The organism is Symplocastrum torsivum (genome assembly GCF_059505465.1).
This window is the reverse complement of the sequence record NZ_JCACKQ010000038.1, coordinates 16439-34981: the sequence shown is the minus strand read 5'-3', so window position 1 is coordinate 34981 and position 18543 is coordinate 16439. Positions and strand designations below refer to the sequence as shown.

Genomic DNA, 18543 nt, shown 5'->3' with positions numbered 1-18543 from the left:
ACTAACCCAGACCCAGATACTAACCCAGACCCAGATACTAACCCAGACCCAGATACTAACCCAGACCCGGACACTAACCCAGACCCAGGAGATAATACCAGTACAAATAACTCCCTGTTGGCGAATTCATTACAACAACCAGCAACTCAGGAGGTGTCTTCAGCGGAAGACGTAGCTGACATCGTGGAAACGCGCGATCGCTTTTTCACTTCTCAATTTGAGAAATATTTTGGAAAGTCTCTTAAGGCTCCGTCGGCAAACGCAACTTTGTCAAGCAGCCAAACTACTCTTCAAAACATTGAGCAAGCGACTGGCGTTAAACCAGCTGTCATCTATGTCACGTTTGTGCCTCAGATGCTTACCCAGGATGAGGCAAATAGTAGCTCGTCCGCAAGCCTCAACTCCAACATCCGCAATTTTGAATACCAGTTGGAATTAGTATTGGTGACTTCTACGGGCGCACCGATTCGCAAGCGAGTAGAAGGAACAACTCGTGCTAAAGTCCTCAGAGTTGCTGATCAGTTGCGCTTGGAAGTGACTAATGTTCGCAGTAAAGATGACTATCTATTTCCAGGGAAACAACTTTATCAATGGATGATTGCCCCTCTTGAAGCCGAGTTAAAAGCACAAGGTATCCAAAATATTGGCTTCGTCATGGATGTTGGCTTGCGCTCTCTTCCTATAGCTGCCCTCTATGATGGTCAAGAGTTTCTCATTGAGAAATACAGTGTTGGTTTACTACCTAGCCTGACCCTCACCGACACCAGCTACACGGATATTAAAGACGCACAGGTTCTGGCAATGGGAGCAGAGAAATTTACTGATCTAAGGCCTTTACCGGCTGTGCCAGTGGAGTTATCGACGATTACTTCGTCTCTGTGGAAAGGTGAGTCTTTCCTTGATGATGCCTTTACCCTACAGAACCTCAAAGCACAGCGCAAGCAGCGACCGTATGGCATCATTCACCTAGCGACCCATGCTGTTTTTCGCTCAGGTGCCCCCAAGAACTCTTACATTCAACTATGGGATACTAAACTGCGTCTGGATCAGTTGTCTCAATTGGGCTGGAATAACCCACCCGTAGAACTCTTAGTACTCAGCGCTTGTAAAACGGCATTGGGAGATGAGCAAGCGGAGTTAGGGTTTGCAGGGCTAGCGGTGCAAGCTGGAGCAAAATCGGTTTTAGCGAGTTTGTGGTCTGTGAGTGATGAAGGAACATTGGGGCTAATGACCCAAATGTACGAACAGTTGAGGCAAGCACCCATTAAGGCGGAGGCACTACGACAGACTCAACTCGCGATGCTTAAGGGACAAGTGCAGATCCAAGGAGGTCAACTGGTTACTACCTCTAAAACATTACCTCTACCACCAGAATTAGTAAGGATGGGAGACAAAGATTTGAAACATCCTTACTATTGGGCAAGCTTTACGATGGTGGGCAGTCCTTGGTAAGCTGTTTTACATTCCCATGTCAAGGTGTTAGGTGTTAGGTGTTAGGTAGTAGGTTGTAGCGTACAAGTCAGGCTAAGACATAGAAAAATTAGGGTTTCGGGTTTCTTGTGCATTGCCTTCTTGCCCTACCACCAAGACACAGGGGTAGGTGAGCGTTACCCTACTCTACAAGAGTTATTGTTTGGATTTGCGCTGTTGATTGAAGAGATAATTTTTGGAAAAGGCGATCGCATATCGCCTTTTCCTATTACAAGTTCGAGTTCCGTTTGAGTCGCAAAAGGAGGACGTTTATGAAATTAATCCCTAAGATATTTGGCTCAGGCATATTACTACTTATCCTCTATGTATGCACCTATATGTACACGCATACAGAAAGCTACTTTTCCCTCTATCCCACCCTTGATACTATACTTCCTCCAGAATTTTCAGAAACCGACTTTAACAACATAACGCCAGGAATGACGAGAACTAAGGTATTAGAGTTACTAGGCAATCCCTTACATAGAAATCTTGAATCCTTTGGTAACTCTGACTTAATGTCGCAGTCTACATGGTCTTATGGGAATGATGGTCGCTGTTCGCTCCTATGCGATCTTGCCTGGATTCAGTATCAAATTAACTTCGATCCAGACGGCAAAGTTGTAGCCAAGAAACGAATAGTATTTCACGATTAACTAAATCGGTGGCTACCAAGCTTAAAAGCTTGCTGAAAGTTAAAGAGAAAACTCTATTGAACGCTTTTGCCTGTTGCTCTCGAATGCTAACTCAATGATACGGATTGTGTTTCTAGCTTCTTCCGGCTTGACTATCAGCTCCTGATCGTTGGCAATAACATCATAAATATTTTGATAAAACGACTGATAGGAACCTGCAATGGTTTCGATTTTCCCACGGTAATGCAAGCCCTTTAGCTGCGTATTGAGTAGTCCCCATTCTTCCTCTGGTTCTTGTCCCCAATTTTGGGTATTTAAAGGTGTCTCGCCACGCTTTAAGGCATCTTCTTGTGGGTCAAGACCATATTTGATAAAAGAACCTTCAGTGCCGTGTAAGATGAAGCTTGCTCCTGTCTCTCTGATCAACATCCCAGATTTTAAAGTAACTTTCAGTTGGTTGTAGTCAAGAATTAATTCAAAACTATCATCTGCAACTCCACCTTTCCGTTGCGTCCGGATGTCGGCGGTAATCCATTTGGGTAAACCAAAGAGGACTTGTGCTTGGTCAATTAAATGTGTACCTAGGTCGTAGAGTACCCCTGAACCGAGTTCACTGGTTTCTCTCCAAGCATTTTGTTTGATTTGATTTTTGAAGCGGTCAAAATGTGCTTCATACTCTACTAATTCTCCAACTAAGTTTAGATTTATAACTTGTTGAATTGTCTTAAAACTACTATCCCATCTCCGATTTTGAAATACACTTAACAGTTTATTTGTTTGGTTAGCTAAATCAATTAATTGCTGTGCTTCGTGTGAATTAATAGTAAATGGTTTATCAACAACAGTATGTTTTCCGGCTAAAAGCGCTCTTTTGGTAAGTTCAAAATGAGAGGAATTAGGAGTTGCGATCGCAACCACATCAATTGCTTCGTCATTCAAGACATCATCTATATCTTTGACAACCTCTACCCAAGGATAGGTGCGTTTTGATTCTTCTTTCTGTCGTTCTACAACCTTTGCCAGCCTTAGCTTGGAAACCGCATTAATCATCGGTGCATGAAACACCCGTCCCGACATCCCAAACCCAATCAGTCCTACATTGAGCTGATGATTCATACGTTCTTGAACCCCAATTATTAATTAATTTAACAAAGATAAAAAAATAAAAAGATGATTCGTTGGCTGTCGTTATTATTACAGGATAGTGGCCTTTCTTCAGTTGCAAATGCGAAAGCCACTCTTTTGATGGACGACAGAAAAATGTTACCTGTTGAAGTTTTTTAGGGGCAATTAAACAGCCCTATAGCTTTTTTTGTCAAATTTTATAACAAATAAAGGAGGTGCTGCAGTGAGCGGCATAGACCTGTTTTTGATCGTTGCCTACTTTGTTGCGGTAGCGGGAATTGGTTATTGGTCTAGTAAAGAAAGTCAGGATAGTAGTAAATCCTACTTCTTAGGTGGTGGCAATATTGGCTGGATGGCGATTGGCGCTAGCCTGTTTGCAAGTAACATCTCTGCCGAGCATTTTATTGGACTAGCGGGTAGTGGTGCTAGTTCTGGCTTAGCAGTTGGGCAGTTTGAATGGATTGCCTGCTTTATGCTGCTACTTCTAGGCTGGCTGTTTGTGCCATTTTATGTACGGACTGGTGTGTTTACCATGCCAGAGTTTCTGGAAAGGCGCTTTAATTCCCAGTGCCGCACCTATCTTTCGGCTGTTTCTTTGGTAGCTTATGTCTTCACCAAGATTAGCGTAGCCGTTTACGCAGGCGCACTCGTCTTGCAAACCATTCTAGGATGGAACATTTGGGTAGGTGCGATCGTTTTAATTGTCGCAACAGGTGCCTATACAATCTTTGGTGGCTTGCGTGCGGTAATTTACACCGACTTCTTGCAGGCGTTCATTCTCATTGGTGGTGGCATTATCTTAACCGCTACTGCTATTGCGAGAGTAGGCGGGCTTGGTGCATTATTCCAAGGGGTTGAACCAGAGTTCTTCAATCTTTGGAAAAGTGTTAATCACCCTGATTTCCCTTGGACTGGCATTCTATTTGGGGCACCAATTTTAGGAGTCTGGTATTGGTGTACTGACCAAATGATTGTTCAACGGACACTTGCGGCCAGTAACATCGAAACGGCTCGGCGCTCAACCATCTTTGCTGGTTTCTTGAAGCTGATACCTGTCTTTATCCTCGTCTTGCCAGGTGTCGCTGGTAGAGTTCTTTTTCCTGATGTCGCTCCCGACAGAATGTACGCTACGTTAGTTACGGAACTACTACCACCGGGAATTAGAGGATTAGTTATTGCTGGGTTGCTAGCGGCATTAATGAGTTCACTCTCCAGCGTTTTTAATAGCAGTGCTACGCTGGCAGTCATGGATTTTTACAAAAAGTGGCGACCTGATGCCAGTGAGCGTGAACTGGTTCGGGCTGGGCAATTTTCAACGATTGCGCTAGTTGCAATTGGTTTACTTTGGCTTCCCTTCATCGGCTTGATGAGCAATCAGCTTTATGTCTATCTGCAATCTGTACAAGCCTATATTTCTCCTCCGATTGCGGCAGTATTTCTCTTGGGACTCTTGTGGAAGCGCGCTAATGGGAAAGGGGCTTTTGCCACTCTAATTAGCGGCTTTATCCTTGGGGCAATCCGATTTATTTCAGAGCTAGGAGTAAAAGCAGGTTGGATTACCTGGAAGCCATTGGTGATGTATGCCAGCATTAATTTCCTACACTTTGCAATTCTCCTGTTTGTTCTTTCTGTCGTCATCTTGGTCGCAGTCAGCCTGAGAACGGCGGCTCCTACCAGAAGCAACTTAAGTATTTTTGAGGAAACAGACGATAAACTGATGAAACCTGCAGGCAGTTCCAAAACCCACAAGCGCAACGTCACTTACAGCATGGTCTTAGCTGGTGTTGTACTCGTCTTTTGGGTTGTCTTTAGCCCCGTTGCTTTCGGATAAGGCTAAGCAGATTTAGTAATGACGTAGTACGTCTTCTAAAAAGGACAAGAGAGAAAAATCTCTTTTGTCCTCTTCCTTTTTCTTAGTTCTTATTAACGTAATCTGCTCCATTTCCTCCGTGTTGATTTTTTAAAAGAATACGTTGACTCAAAAGCGTTTTCTTCCCAAATTCCAGCTTGGTAGAGGAGGAAATCAATTGTGCTCGCCAATCGCTTCAGCTACTTTTACGGCGGCATACGCACAGCCTTGTATTTCTAAAGAACAAGAAGAACCCCAAATAAACTCGCTTATGTTGCAGTAAGTTGATCTCGCAGTGTTTCCTCCTGTCGTCTGACAGCGGCTAGCAATTCGGCATTCTGAAGAATAACGCCAGCTTGATTGTTAAATATTTGCATATATTTTTGATCGCTTTCATCAAAACTGATTTGTAAGTAATGCGGCGCTTCTATTCCCTCTGCTGGGTTGTACTCAGGAAAATCACCGGGCTTCTTCTTATTCACTAATTGAGTGACACCAATCAACTCACCATCAGGGCTAAAAACTGGCATACACAACAAGCTATAAGTGCGATAACCACTCTTTTGATCAGTTTTCCTAGCTGTCTCAGAACCTGGGTAACCATAGAGATCAAAGGGAACATTCAGAGGCTTGTGAGATTCGGCAACTTTACCTGCATAGCCTTCTCCAACCTGTACACGGACTTCTCCTAATGAACCATCTTCAAAAGGAATCTTTGTCCACAATTCAGCAGCGTCATGATCTAAAAGCCATAACGTGCTACGGTCAGCATTCATTAGTTTCTTCGCTGCTTCCATCACCCGGTTGAGAATTTCTTCGAGTTCCAAACTACTCTGGCTGACTGAACGTGTTGCTGCCATCAGTGCTGCGGCTACTCGTTGTCCTCTCGCTGTTTTGTGATAGGAACGGAAGCTTTCTAGAATCATTTCAATTAATGGGGCATTTTCTGCAAATCGTTCTTCATCAGTTTGTGTAAAGCCCTCTTGGTCAATTTTTTCTGATAGAGGAGCGATTCGGCTATATCCCCGTTTTAACTTGTTGAGTAACTGGACAACCGCTACTAAACCACCCTGCTCATTTAAGAGTGGCAATGCCAACATCGTATAGGTACGGTATCCATTTTTCTTGTCAAATTCTTTAGCTGTCACTGAGCGTGGATCATCATAGAAATCGAAGGGGATATTAATCAATTGTTTGCGTAGTGCCACCTCACCAACAATCCCTTTGTCGGCAGGAATCCGAATCTCTAGGGAACCTTCACCTTCATTTTCATCCTCAGCAATAATTGACCAAAATTCGTTTTTCTCTTCATCTAATAAAAAAATTGTTGTTCGGTCTGCACTTAAGGATTTTCCTAGTTTGATTGTGATCGAACGTAATGTCGCATCGAGAATATCATCAAAGCCATCATTTTCCATCACCCGATTGAGCATCGCCAAGGTTTGGCTGACGACGTTCTGTTGCTGAGTTTCTGACTCTTGTTTAACCGTGGCAAACTTCTTAGCATTTTGCAGCGCTACACCTGCTTGAGCGTTAAAGATTTGCATATATTTTTGACTATTGGCATCGAAGCTGGCTTTAAAGCATTCTGGTGCTGTGGGCCAATCTGCTGGGTTGTACTCAGGAAACTCGCCTTGTTTCCGTTTGTTGACGAGTTGAGTAACACCTAATAATTCACCATCGGGACTCCAAACGGGCATACAGAGCAAGCTACAAGTTCGATAGCCTGTAGCCTGGTCAAATTTTTTGGAATTAGCTGAATCAGGATGATCGTAAAGGTCAAAGGGAATATTCAAAATCTCACCAGATTCTGCAACTTTTCCAGCAAAACCAATACCCATGGGTACACGCATTTCTTTGACTGAACCATCAGCTTGAGGGATTTTTGTCCATAGGTCACCCACCTCGCGGTCTAATAGCCACAGTGTGCTGCGGTCAGCATTCATTAGCTTCTTTGCCGCTTCCATGACTCGCCCAAGGATTTCTTCGGAGTCTAGGCTACTCTGAGAAAGCGATCTCGTTGCTTCTGTCAGTGCTTCTGAGGCTTGGAGTCTTTGAGTTAATTTATAACAAGACTGACATCGTTCGAGAATTCGTTGAACCGCAGGTGCATATTCAGCAAACTGCTTTTCATCTGCTTCTGTAAACCCTTTTTTATCAATTCTATCTAAAAGTGGAGCGTTGGGATTAGTATCTATTTTTAGCTTATTGAGCAACTGAACAACAGCAACTAAATTGCCCTTTTCATTCAACAGTGGTAGCGCTAGTAAAGTATAGGTATGGTAGCCTGTTCTTTTAGCTTTGTTTTGGCTAACACTAGATAGATTTTCTGAGAAGTAGAAAGGAATGTTAACCATTTCCTTCAAGGTGGCAACTAGACCAACAATCTCTCGATTTGCTGATATTTCAACTTCTGGAGAACTGCCACTTTGGTTTTTAGCCAAAATTGACCATATCTCATTTTTTTCCTCGTCAATCAAGAAAATAGTCGTTTGATCTACATGGAGTAATTCTCCAACTTTCAGGATTACTGAACCCAAAATTTCATAAAGAATATCATCAAAGTTTTTACCATCCATGACTCCTAGCATGGACAAAAGTTTTTGCTCTTGATTGGCAACAACTTCTAAAAAATCTGGCTGAAAATCGGCTAGTGCCTTGTTTAGCCAACTCCAGTTAAATATAGAGGAATAAATGCGGTTATAAACACTTAAACAGGGATAGCCTTGGTGTTCATCTGAACCCGGTCGCTTGACGACCAACCCAGAAAGGCGTAATTCTAAATGTTCAGAGCTATCATCAGCAATGATTGAACCTTGTTGCAAAATTTGCCGATAAAGCTTTAGTAAAGGGCCCGTGCGTTTACCAATTCGGAGAATGCGATCGCGAATTGTCTTCAGATGCGGAGGGTCATCCTGAGTTTCCCAATTCTCAATGAGTCGTGACTGTACGAGATTGGCAACGCCCTCTGCTTCTCTACCTGGAATTATTGAATCAGAGTGGAAGATGATATTACACAGCTTTTGGGTAAGAAACGGTTGCCCTCCTGTCCAATCTAATACCGCTTCCAGTACCGCTTGGGGATTGGCAACTTTTAGCGCTAATCCCTTGGCTAAAGGCTGTGCTTCATCTAATTGAAAGCCCTGTAATTCAATTGCCCGACCGATATTAAAGGGTGTCCGCTTTTTATCTTGGATTAAATCCGAGGGTGTTGCTACTCCGAGGAGAGCAAACGTTAGGCGTTGATATTCATTACAAGCCCGGATAAATGCAAAGAAGTCGTCAGTTTTGAAATTTAAGCTAAGGGTACTATCAATTTCGTCTATAAAAATGACAATATTTTGGCTAATTGAAGTGAGTAATACCTGTTCAATAAACTCGCTTAAGCGCTGAACAGGAGACAGATATTCGCGATCGCTTAACCAAGTTCGTAAATTGAACCCTCCTTCATCTCCCCTTAAGAGAGAAGGACACAGGGGAGTGAACCCTCTCGCTAGACTTCTAATCACTCCTGCATACCACTGATCTGGGATAATATCCTGGCTACCAATCTTCGTCAGGTCAATCCCTGCACAGGCAATTCCTTCTGCTTGTAGCTTGTGCATCGTTCGCCCCCGCAAGCTGCTTTTCCCCATCTGCCGGGAATTAAGTACATAACAAAACTCTCCAGCTTTCAGTCCTTCATAAAGGTCAAAATCAGCTTGCCGCACTACATAGGTAGGAGCATCAAGTGGCAAATGCCCACCAACTTTATAACTATAGGTTGGATTTAGCTCGGTACTCATAGTGCTTTGTGTTGAGAACACGGTATCCTCGATAACTAATCCTATTTCCATTTTTATTGTGGCGTAGCGTACATCTATCCTGAGTTGGATATAAAAGTGTTATTTGTTGTTGGTTAGTTGTTATTCGTAGTCTTTAGCAAAGAACAAACAACAAAGCGAATATCAACGCCAACCTAGCCAACGCAGCACAGGTACTAAAAGGTAATAACTAACCCCTAACCAGAATCCTAGTAAGGCAGCCCACAAGCAGAAAAAAGCAAGACTGTTGATAAGATTTGCCAAACTCGCATCAGCGTGAGAAAACAGATTAACGAGAAAATCGGCAGGTAAGAACCTTAACCAGACTAAACCGCCAAGAACTGTACCTGTACCTGCTGCGGCAACTATGGCATGAACGAGGTAATGGCTAGGCAAGCCTAAGCCTAAGACAAGAGGCGCAACAGCAACGGCGGTAATTAAACCTAGTAACCGCTCTACGGGAGCAAATGGCACTGCCGCTTGCCAAATCAACCAGCCAATGCCATAACCAAGAATGCCCATTAATCCAGCAACTATAGGACGCCGTTGTTGACCAAAACCTCCAGCTAGCGTCAAACCTGCGGCTGTACCTAAACCCGCGATCGCAAACAAAAGTAGTTCTTGCCACGCCGTTACCTGGATATTAGGCAAGAACTGCGGCAATTGTAGAGAAAGCCAATCTGCAAAGCGATCGCCTAGTGGTGTCCAATTAATTAACGTAAATCCAACGGCTGCGCCAACTGTGGCCCCAACGCCACCTAGTACCATTTCCCAGGTTGTATCCACACAAGCGAGGACAGTTCCAGTGATGACTCGGAATACGAAACCGACAATTCCCAGAACGCCTTCACCAATAGATGCGATCGCACCCTCTATTACTTCTAGTGTTGTATCTACAGCAATTGCGATCGCTTCAGGTAAAGGTGTTGCTGAAGGAGACTTCGGCTTGAGGACTGGAGTCATCGCCAAACGCCGCTGAATCTCATCAGCCGTTGCAGGTCGTTGTTGGGGGTCGATGCGTACCATTTGATCGAGCAAGTCAGCTAATGCCGGACTAACTGCTGCACAATGACGCCAGCGAAATTCACCTGTTACAGGGTCTTGTAAATTTCCTAACTCTTGACCTGTCAGCAACTGAATCATTGTTCGACCCAGTGCATAGAAGTCCGCCGCTGGCCCGACTGCTTCCCCTGTAATCTGTTCTGGTGGACTATAGCCTGGAGAAATTAGCCGCGTTGAAACAGCCTGAGAACCCAAGGGCATCAAGCCAATTTGTTTTGCCCCCCCAAAATCGATCGCGACTAGCTGCCCTGTTCGTTCACGCAGCATCAAGTTTGAGGGTTTGAGGTCACGGTGAATAATGCCAGAGTTATGTAATTCCCGTAAAATCTCGACAGTTTGGTAGAGCCAATCTCGGACTGATTCCTCTGAACAGCCCTGAGGATGCTTATCCAGAACATCCTGCAAGGTCTGACCGTGGATTTTTTCCATCACCAGACAGGGAAGCAACCGTTCTTTGGGACTCAGCAATGTCACGAGGAAATAGCTATCGACCTCAACTTTCGGAACGCCGGGATGCTTCAAACGGGCTAAAACAGCGGCTTCTTGCTCAAATAGCTGCAATGCTTTCGGTGATGTTTCTACTAATACCTTGAGTACTCGCTCTGATTTCTTGTGTAAATCCCAAACGGTGTAGATAGTCGCAAATCCCCCTGACCCTAAACGCTGAAGCGGAACGTAGCGGTCATTTAGCCGCAACGCTGCTCCACAGCCATTACAAAACTTGTTACCCCAAGGCTGAGGATAAGGACGGGGACAATCGGGATTAATGCAATGAACTGCTTCTGCAACAGATTGATGCACAATCACATCCGGTACACAGTGCCACTCGATTCTACTAAGAAACGAAGAAGAGTCGCACTGAGGGTCGCAGGTTGAATGCTCGTGCATTATCTTAAGGTGAGGTGATGCTCCTGCGGAGCCGCTAGCGCTAACGCCTACACGGGCTAAGTGAAGAGCGATCGCTCAGCTTCCAAGAAAAAAGGCTCAAGCATTTCTACTTAAGCCTTCTTCCCTGGCATTTAACGACTGAAACTAAAAGGGTTTATCCTCTTGGGCTTAGTAGCGGCGAGAGAAGTTTCCCCGTCCACCACCAGACGAACCTCTGTCTTCGCGAGGCTTCGCTTTGTTAACTTTTAGGTCACGACCCATCCATTCCGCACCATCTAGTGCTTCAATAGCCGCTGCTTCTTCTGCCTCTGTTTCCATTTCCACGAATCCAAAGCCGCGCAGACGACCTGTTTCACGGTCACTGGGTAGCTGAACCCGCTTTACTGTGCCATATTCTGCAAAAACACTGCTGAGGTCTTCTTGTGTGACATCGTAGGATAAGTTGCCTACATAAATTGACATATGATTGTCTCCAAAATCAGAGGGTGTAAAGATTTAGATTTCGGAGAGAAGCCTGTACTGACCAAAAGGGAAAAACTTTCAAGACTAGAAACAAACGCTGCAACCGAATTCATTCTCGCTTACAAGTTAACACGGTCTAAACGTTCTAGACCAGAATTAGACAACTCTCATAAAGATTTAATATTTCATCAGTTACTAACTCTACCCAGAGTGCAATAAATTTAATCCTTTGCTCTGGTAATGCGATCGCAAGCCTCAAAGAGAAAAGGCTCAAGCATTTCTACTTAAGCCTTTTCCTTTATGTTCAACTATTCAGACTCAGAGGGTTTACCCTCTTTCGTTTAGTAGCGGCCAGAGAAGCTGTTGTTTCCCCGACCACCACCAGACGAACCTCTGTCTTCACGAGGCTTCGCTTTGTTAACTTTCATGTCACGACCCATCCATTCCGCACCATCAAGTGCATCAATGGCAGCCGTTTCTTCAACTTCTGTATCCATCTCTACAAATCCAAAGCCGCGAAGACGACCCGTTTCACGATCAGTAGGGAGCTGAACCCGCTTGACCGTACCATATTCTGCAAAAACACCATTGAGGTCTTCTTGTGTGACATCGTAAGATAAGTTGCCTACATAAATTGACATAAACTGTCTCCAAAATCAGAGGGGTGAAGAGATTTAGATTTCGGAGAGAAGCCTGTACTGACCAAAAGGAAAATGCCTATGAATACTAGAAACAAACACTGCAACCGAATTTATTCTCACTCACTAAGCTAACACGCTGTAAGCTCTCTGGGACAGACTTAGAAAAGTGTTATAAAATTTTAATCTTTCATCAGCTACTGACTTCTTTTGGTAAGGTGATCGCAATGCTCCGAAGAGAGAAATTCCTACAGTATTGGCATAACCCAGAACTAGTTCAAAATGAAAGCGATCGCCTTTAGATGAAGAATAGAAAGAAAAGCGGTTATCGCTCAAGTGACTCATCGCCTATCTTGCCGTTGTCCCACTCACTCGCCAAGGGTTTAAACCCTTGGCTGATAGCGAAAGTCCTCGCTCAGAGGACTGGAAAGAATTTCAGCCCATTTTAGTAGATAGATACTCTTCTACCCCTATGTACGTGTGGACTCAGATTGGAATGAGAACTTTAGCTGAGGCATTCCGCTTTCCTGTAAACGACTTTTAATGATGTTTGCAACTTCGCTGCCTGACATATTATCTTTAGAACCAAAGGGAATGTCTGCTTTCCACTTCCCATTTAAGGTGATAGTCAGCCTAGCAGGTACTAAGAATTTTCTAGCAGATATATACACTTTATCTATATACCCTTCTTCTTCGTTAAGCTTTACTTTGGCAAAATCCGACAAATAAGTTTCTAGCAGCAACCAAAACGCTCTGTCTACTGTGGATGCTAGGTAGACTTCTTCGTAGGGACAATCAAGCAAGTTTTGCGATTGGTAACTGTGACCTTTGCTACCATAAATATGGCTAGAGTAGTAAATAGGTTTACGAAGGTCGCTGTACCCAAAAGATTTCACATATACAGTCATCCTCCTATCATGTTGACTATCAATATAGCTGTCATCTGTTGGTATTCTTTCTAAGTACTTGTTGACCTGATAACGGTTTAAGTTAAGACCACGTTCCGTCAACAGTGACCTGAGATATTCTTTTTTTGCAGTAAGGTTAGCTAACCTAACAGGAAGACCAGGATTGTTCTCGTCTGTAGTCTGGCTCTCTATTGGGGATATTTGTAGTTTGTTTGTGTCTAGGTCTTCGTTAAACAACAGTTTAACCAAATCTTCCTTATATGGATAGAGTCTTTCTATAGCTGAGCGGCGATATTGATCGTATGGCTGGTTTTGATAGTCAGAATACACATACATTCCTACAACTCTTAGCTGGCACCTGTTTTTTATTACAGCTAAAGATGAGTCACTGATAGACCGAATTTTTACTCCAGCAAGTTGAGTTAACTCGTAGCCTTTAATGAGTTCCACGGCTTCTTGGTTAGTTACATAGACTTCTATAGCAAAGCCATTAACTAACAGCCTTCTCAGAAAAAACATACCTGAGTATTCATAACTTATTTTTCCTTTACAAGCCCAGTTGCCTGAATAGTTGCTGCGCTTCCTGAAAACTTTTCTAAGGAAACGACACATTGACAGCCAGTCTTTATCTTTGATAGCTTCTCCTAACTCACTTAAATTTATACAAACGTGTATCACATTAAGAGATAACACTGCTTTCTGAACTCTCCACTCATCTTGCCAATAGATAGAATCTTCGATGAACTTAAGGTCTTCTTTTCGTGGATATTCTACACCCAGTACAAAGCTGTATGGTGCAAGGATAATTAGCATTTCCCGTAACAGCGTCTCTGTTGGACGTAGCTTCTTTTTGCTAACTTTAGTTCCGTTCAACTGTGGGTTGTACTGCTCGATTCGCTGCCGTTCTATAGCATCGAGCTGCGATTTAGCAACTAGCTCGTAGTAGATTGTAAGCTGCTTCTTCCGTTGCTTTTGTAGCTGATAAAGCCTGTGGTGGCTCTCGCCTGCCCATCGAATACGCAGGTTCTTTGCCTGTCCTATGTACCAGATTATAGATTTCTCATCTAGGACGTAGTATATTCCCGATTGTTCTGGAAGTAGCTCTCTGCTCTTTAGAGCTATATGACATAATTGCAGGATATATTCGTCTGCGTTCATGTTTGTATGCTTTAGTTGCTAGGTGAAGTCTCTATAGCTAATATTCCCGACTTAGTTAGCTACTGTAACTGCGTTTCATAGCTTTTCTTCCAAGGGGTGAAGCAGAGTGGCGACAATCTGACTCACTGATAACATCACAATCGCTTCCTTAGAAATACACATAACCTCTTACAGTAATGACAGGAAACCCCAACTATCAGGGGATAATCCTCAAGCAGTGACTCTCATAGAAGTTTCTAAGCTTGAGGTTTGCAGATATGCTGGAGTATCGGTGTTGTCGATTGCGTCCATAGCAACTTACTTATGACCCTAATCCTAACCAACGACGATGGGATAGACGCTCCCGGAATCCGATCGCTTCTTAAGGCAATTGATGGCAAAGGTATAATTGTCGCGCCGCAACTAGAATGGTCAGGCTGTGGTCATCGGGTAACAACAACTAAACCAATCCAAGTTCAGCGTCGCTCAGATACAGAATATGCGATCGCAGGGACTCCCGCCGACTGCACTCGCCTTGCCCTAAGTCATCTTTGTCCTGAGGCAAGTTGGGTACTCTCTGGTATCAACGCTGGCGGCAATATGGGGGTTGATGTTTACATTTCAGGCACCGTCGCCGCTGTCCGCGAAGCTGCAATGCTTGGTATTCCAGGTATTGCCGTTTCCCACTGGATTAGAAGACCACTGATTGTAGACTGGGATGTCGCCGCACGGTGTACGGCTAAGGTGTTGGCTGACTTACTCACTCGCCCAATTGAACCCGGAACGTTCTGGAATGTCAATTTGCCCCATCTAGAACCCGGTTCACCAGATCCAGAAGTGGTATTTTGTCAACCCTGTACGCAACCGTTACCTGTAAATTACCGAGTTGAAGGGGATAACTATTACTACGTTGGGGAATACGGAAAACGAAAGCGCATTCCCGGAACTGACGTAGATGTCTGCTTCTCTGGTTGCATTGCCGTCACTCAGCTACGAGTTTGAGGCAAAAAGAGCATCGCTTCCTCGGTAAGATTACTCTAACGAAGCGTTAATAGAGAAATCATGCGAATTTTAATCATGGGTGGCACCCGCTTTATTGGGGTCTACTTAACGAAAATTTTGGTAGAACAAGGTCATGAAGTGGTGCTATTCAATCGCGGTAATAAACCTGCACCTGTAGAAGGTATAAAACAGATAAAAGGCGATCGCACTGACGCTTCCCAACTCAAAGACAAGTTATCACAAGAACAATTTGATGCTGTCTTTGACAACAATGGTCGAGAACTCAGCGACACTCAACCCCTAGCTGAACTCTTCAAAGATCGAGTACAACACTTTGTCTACATGAGTTCTGCTGGTGTTTATCTAAAATCCGACCAACTGCCTCATGTCGAAGGTGATGCCGTTGACCCAAAAAGCCGCCATAAAGGTAAGCATGAAACAGAAGCTTACCTTACTCAGCTAGGATTACCCTGGACATCGATTCGCCCTACCTATATATATGGCCCCCAGAACTATAACGACCTGGAAGCCTGGTTTTTTGATCGAATTGTACGCGATCGCCCAATTCCTATCCCTGGAAATGGACTGCATATTACCCAGTTTGGGCATTGCAAAGATTTAGCGATGGCGATGTCTCAAGTTTTGGGAAACAAAGCCGCAGTTGGGCAAATTTATAATGTCTCAGGCGATCGCTTCGTTACCTTTGATGGTCTTGCCCGTGCCTGCACCGAAGCAGCGGGTAAGTCTGCTGAGGCTCTAAAGTTAGTCCACTACGACCCAAAACAATTTGACTTTGGCAAACGCAAAGCCTTCCCCTTGAGAGTTCAGCACTTCTTCGCCTCAGTGGATAAAGCGAAAACCCAACTCAACTGGCAGCCAGAGTTCGACCTCGTGAGTGGTTTGAAAGATTCCTTTCAAAACGATTATCTCGCTTCTGGTCATGACACAACTGAGGTCGATTTCTCTCTGGATGACGAGATTATCCAAGCAAGTTAGCTGGAAGGAAGTTCCTTAACGGTTATAGGGATGTTGATTAGAGCGATCGACAATCGGATGCCCTTGAGTGTTCACATCTAACTCTTCTCGACGCAGTACTTCTGTTGCATCTACCGTATCGTGTTCAACTTCCTTCCTGATGTTGACTTCCTCACGTACAAAAGCTTGCTTTCTAACATCAGCCGTCTCTTCGTAGACGCTCATGTGAGCCACTTCACCTTCACGGAAGTCAACGTTACCAGGAATAACCGCACTTCCAACATCTTGAGGAGTTGTCCGTTCAATGACAATTCGCTCCTTCTCAACAGGAATCGAAACTCTGGCTTGCTCTGTTTCAACCCGCTTACCAATTGCTACCTCACCTGCTTTACGACGGTGTTTATTCGCAACCAGTCGTTCTTCATAGAGCCTGAGCCTTTGATGTTCCTGCTCATTCATCTGGTACATTGAAGGCTCATGGTCATAGGTGTAGGTGTTGTGGTCATAAGCAGCAGCATGGACTTGATTAGAAGCAGGTCGTGGTGTAGCCGGTTGAGAGGTCATCCCTACAACTCTTGATGCCTCGACTGGTCGTTCCACGGTCACAGGTACCGATGATTGTGCGACTGGAGTGCGATAAACTTTCCGAACTCGCTCTTCGTAGTCGTAATCAACAGTCATGCTCTCATGGTATTCCGGTAATTTTTCGGCTTGCTCTTTGTGGGCAATCCCTATGGCATAGATGCGGTGTGCCTCAGCATCAACATGGCAACGTCCTACTGGTAACAAGACTTTTTTGCCAAAAATCCAGAAGCCCGTGTCAATGACAAGATACCGGAAACGTCCTGTCTCATCAACGAGTACGTCCTCAATAGTGCCAATTTTCTCTGCTGTTCTCCCGGCATAGACATCGAGTCCTTTGATGTCTTCACCCTCAAAAGCGTCTTGCTGATAGTTTGGGTTAAAATCCGCGATTTTAAAGAGAGCCATGCTCTTGTCTCCAAAATTTTCTATGTCATAGTACAGACATATTACAAATTCCTATACATTGATTCCTCTTTCTAACGAACGAGAAATCACTGATAAGCTATTAACTCTTTATCGTGGTTAGACGGCTGATGGTTGATTGCTTTTTTGTGGCCACAGGTATATTGCCCCAGAAATCCAAGTGAGGGCAACCGATATCCAGAAAAGCACTAATGAAGGGGTTTCCCAGGAATCAGGTGTCGGAGCAATTAATAGTGCGATCGCAGCAATTTGACTGACTGTTTTTAGCTTGCCCCAAATATTAGCACCGCTAATGCTACTACTCCCTGATAACTTTGGGTTGACTCGCCAACCCGCAATTACCAATTCTCGTGCCAAAATCAGAAACACACCCCAAGCTGGTACCTGTCCAAGCTCAATTAACGATAGGAGGGGTGCCAATACTAAAAACTTATCCACCAACGGGTCTAAAAACTTGCCCAACTCGGTGATTTGGTTCAGCTTACGAGCGAGATAACCATCCAACCAATCTGTTCCAGCCGCAACTAGAAATATTCCTAAACAAATCCAGCGCGATCGCTCAGTCGGGTTATTCAAACCGTACAAGAGGAACGGCAACGCCAGTAGACGAGAAAAGGTAATCGAGTTGGGTAAATTCATAAAAAAAGCTACGAGTTAAGGTGCTATTGCCTTAACTCATAGCTTATAACTCGCCAATGCTGCATTGTTGTCCGTCATCCGTTGCGAGTGACAACTTAATCAAACAACTAGAGTTTTCTGAAAATCGGCTTTCCCAGACAACACTCTAGACTCCTCAAAAAGCGCCATCTTTTTTCGCAACTACCATCAACGTTTTTAGGATTAACTTGAGGTCGTATATAACCGACCACTTTTGCTGATAGGCAAGATCCATCTGCACAATGTCTTCAAAGTCTGTGATACTAGAGCGTCCATTGGCTTGCCACTCACCTGTCATTCCTGGTTTCGTATTCAATCGCTCCCAGTGATGCGTCTTGTAGTTCATCACCTCTTCTACTGTTGGCGGACGAGTACCGACCAAGCTCATGTCACCTTTGAGGACATTCCAGAACTGAGGCAGTTCATCCAAGCTTGTGCGACGCAGAAAACGTCCTACACGAGTAACACGTGGATCATTTTTATTTTTGAAGATATTACCTTGCGCCTGATTGTCAACCAGATGCTGCAACTGATCTGCGTTCACAATCATGGAGCGAAATTTCCAAACGCGAAACGTTTTGCCCTTGACACCACAGCGGATTTGGCTGTAGAAAACGGGACCTGGGTCATCGAGCTTAATCACTAGCGCAATTGGAACCGCAATGATTGCAGTAACAACTAACCCAATTAATGCTCCAATAATGTCCAATAAGCGCTTACGCCTACAATTAGCAGAATAATGCATTTTTTGATCGCCTACGGGTACCTGAGAAGTACGATTTAGAATCAGTAAATCAACTGATTGAGGAGTAGGAGACCCTGATGTTGTAGACACGAAATGAAAAGAATTGGTTACAGCTTCTGAGCATTACGACTAATCTTTTTCTGCCAATAGTATTGAGCGTTCGTTACGTGAAGGCTAGC

The 18543-nt window shown here is 44.2% G+C and carries 14 protein-coding genes; 5 read left to right on the top strand and 9 right to left on the bottom strand.

Annotated elements, in window-relative coordinates; genetic code table 11:
* Together AC5JL3_RS12240 and AC5JL3_RS12235 are read left to right on the top strand one after the other, a co-directional pair.
* A partial coding sequence (locus AC5JL3_RS12240) for a CHAT domain-containing protein (RefSeq protein ID WP_496074752.1) occupies positions 1–1452 on the top strand: 1452 nt, incomplete at its 5' end.
* Between the two features lie 290 nt (positions 1453–1742).
* On the top strand, positions 1743–2126 hold the full coding sequence (locus tag AC5JL3_RS12235; RefSeq protein WP_496074751.1) for a hypothetical protein: 384 nt from the start codon (positions 1743–1745) through the stop codon (positions 2124–2126).
* 39 nt (positions 2127–2165) lie between these two features.
* Here AC5JL3_RS12235 and AC5JL3_RS12230 read toward each other — a convergent pair whose 3' ends face one another.
* The gene (locus AC5JL3_RS12230) at positions 2166–3221 is read right to left on the bottom strand and encodes an oxidoreductase (RefSeq protein ID WP_496074750.1); all 1056 of its coding nucleotides are present in this window, start codon (positions 3219–3221) and stop codon (positions 2166–2168) included.
* A gap of 232 nt (positions 3222–3453) precedes the next feature.
* Here AC5JL3_RS12230 and AC5JL3_RS12225 point away from each other — a divergent pair, with 232 nt between their 5' ends.
* Positions 3454–5061, top strand: a complete 1608-nt coding sequence (locus AC5JL3_RS12225) for a sodium:solute symporter (protein WP_496074749.1) — start codon at positions 3454–3456, stop codon at positions 5059–5061.
* A gap of 287 nt (positions 5062–5348) precedes the next feature.
* On the opposite strand, the gene AC5JL3_RS12220 is transcribed toward AC5JL3_RS12225, so the two are convergent.
* The 5 genes from AC5JL3_RS12220 to AC5JL3_RS12200 all read right to left on the bottom strand — a co-directional run bounded on the left by AC5JL3_RS12220 (position 5349) and on the right by AC5JL3_RS12200 (position 13998).
* Complete coding sequence (locus AC5JL3_RS12220) at positions 5349–8864, bottom strand: GAF domain-containing protein (RefSeq protein WP_496074748.1); 3516 nt, start codon at positions 8862–8864, stop codon at positions 5349–5351.
* Between the two features lie 162 nt (positions 8865–9026).
* Positions 9027–10832: a serine/threonine protein kinase gene (locus AC5JL3_RS12215; protein WP_496074747.1), complete on the bottom strand. Its 1806-nt coding sequence runs from the start codon at positions 10830–10832 to the stop codon at positions 9027–9029.
* Between the two features lie 168 nt (positions 10833–11000).
* Entirely contained in the window at positions 11001–11294 is a 294-nt protein-coding gene (rbp, locus tag AC5JL3_RS12210; RefSeq protein ID WP_192217998.1) for an RNA-binding regulator, read from the bottom strand.
* 341 nt (positions 11295–11635) lie between these two features.
* Complete coding sequence (rbp, locus tag AC5JL3_RS12205) at positions 11636–11935, bottom strand: RNA-binding regulator (RefSeq protein WP_496074746.1); 300 nt, start codon at positions 11933–11935, stop codon at positions 11636–11638.
* Positions 11936–12402: 467 nt separating this feature from the next.
* The gene (locus tag AC5JL3_RS12200; RefSeq protein ID WP_496074745.1) at positions 12403–13998 is read right to left on the bottom strand and encodes a GIY-YIG nuclease family protein; all 1596 of its coding nucleotides are present in this window, start codon (positions 13996–13998) and stop codon (positions 12403–12405) included.
* Positions 13999–14301: 303 nt separating this feature from the next.
* Between AC5JL3_RS12200 and surE the strand changes: the two genes are divergently transcribed.
* Together surE and AC5JL3_RS12190 are read left to right on the top strand one after the other, a co-directional pair.
* The gene (gene surE / locus AC5JL3_RS12195) at positions 14302–14979 is read left to right on the top strand and encodes a 5'/3'-nucleotidase SurE (RefSeq protein ID WP_496074744.1); all 678 of its coding nucleotides are present in this window, start codon (positions 14302–14304) and stop codon (positions 14977–14979) included.
* 60 nt (positions 14980–15039) lie between these two features.
* Positions 15040–15975 (top strand): NAD-dependent epimerase/dehydratase family protein, encoded by a 936-nt coding sequence (locus AC5JL3_RS12190; protein ID WP_496074743.1) that lies wholly within the window; start codon positions 15040–15042, stop codon positions 15973–15975.
* Between the two features lie 15 nt (positions 15976–15990).
* Here the strand turns inward: AC5JL3_RS12190 and AC5JL3_RS12185 are convergent, their stop codons facing one another.
* The 3 genes from AC5JL3_RS12185 to AC5JL3_RS12175 form a co-directional block, all read right to left on the bottom strand.
* Positions 15991–16944 carry a DUF2382 domain-containing protein gene (locus AC5JL3_RS12185; protein WP_496074742.1) on the bottom strand — a complete coding sequence of 318 codons (954 nt, stop codon included), beginning with the start codon at positions 16942–16944 and terminating at the stop codon, positions 15991–15993.
* A 117-nt stretch (positions 16945–17061) separates the two neighbouring features.
* On the bottom strand, positions 17062–17601 hold the full coding sequence (gene pgsA, locus AC5JL3_RS12180; protein ID WP_496074741.1) for a CDP-diacylglycerol--glycerol-3-phosphate 3-phosphatidyltransferase: 540 nt from the start codon (positions 17599–17601) through the stop codon (positions 17062–17064).
* A 154-nt stretch (positions 17602–17755) separates the two neighbouring features.
* Positions 17756–18454 (bottom strand): sugar transferase, encoded by a 699-nt coding sequence (locus AC5JL3_RS12175; RefSeq protein WP_496074740.1) that lies wholly within the window; start codon positions 18452–18454, stop codon positions 17756–17758.
* Between the last annotated feature and the right edge of the window lie 89 nt (positions 18455–18543).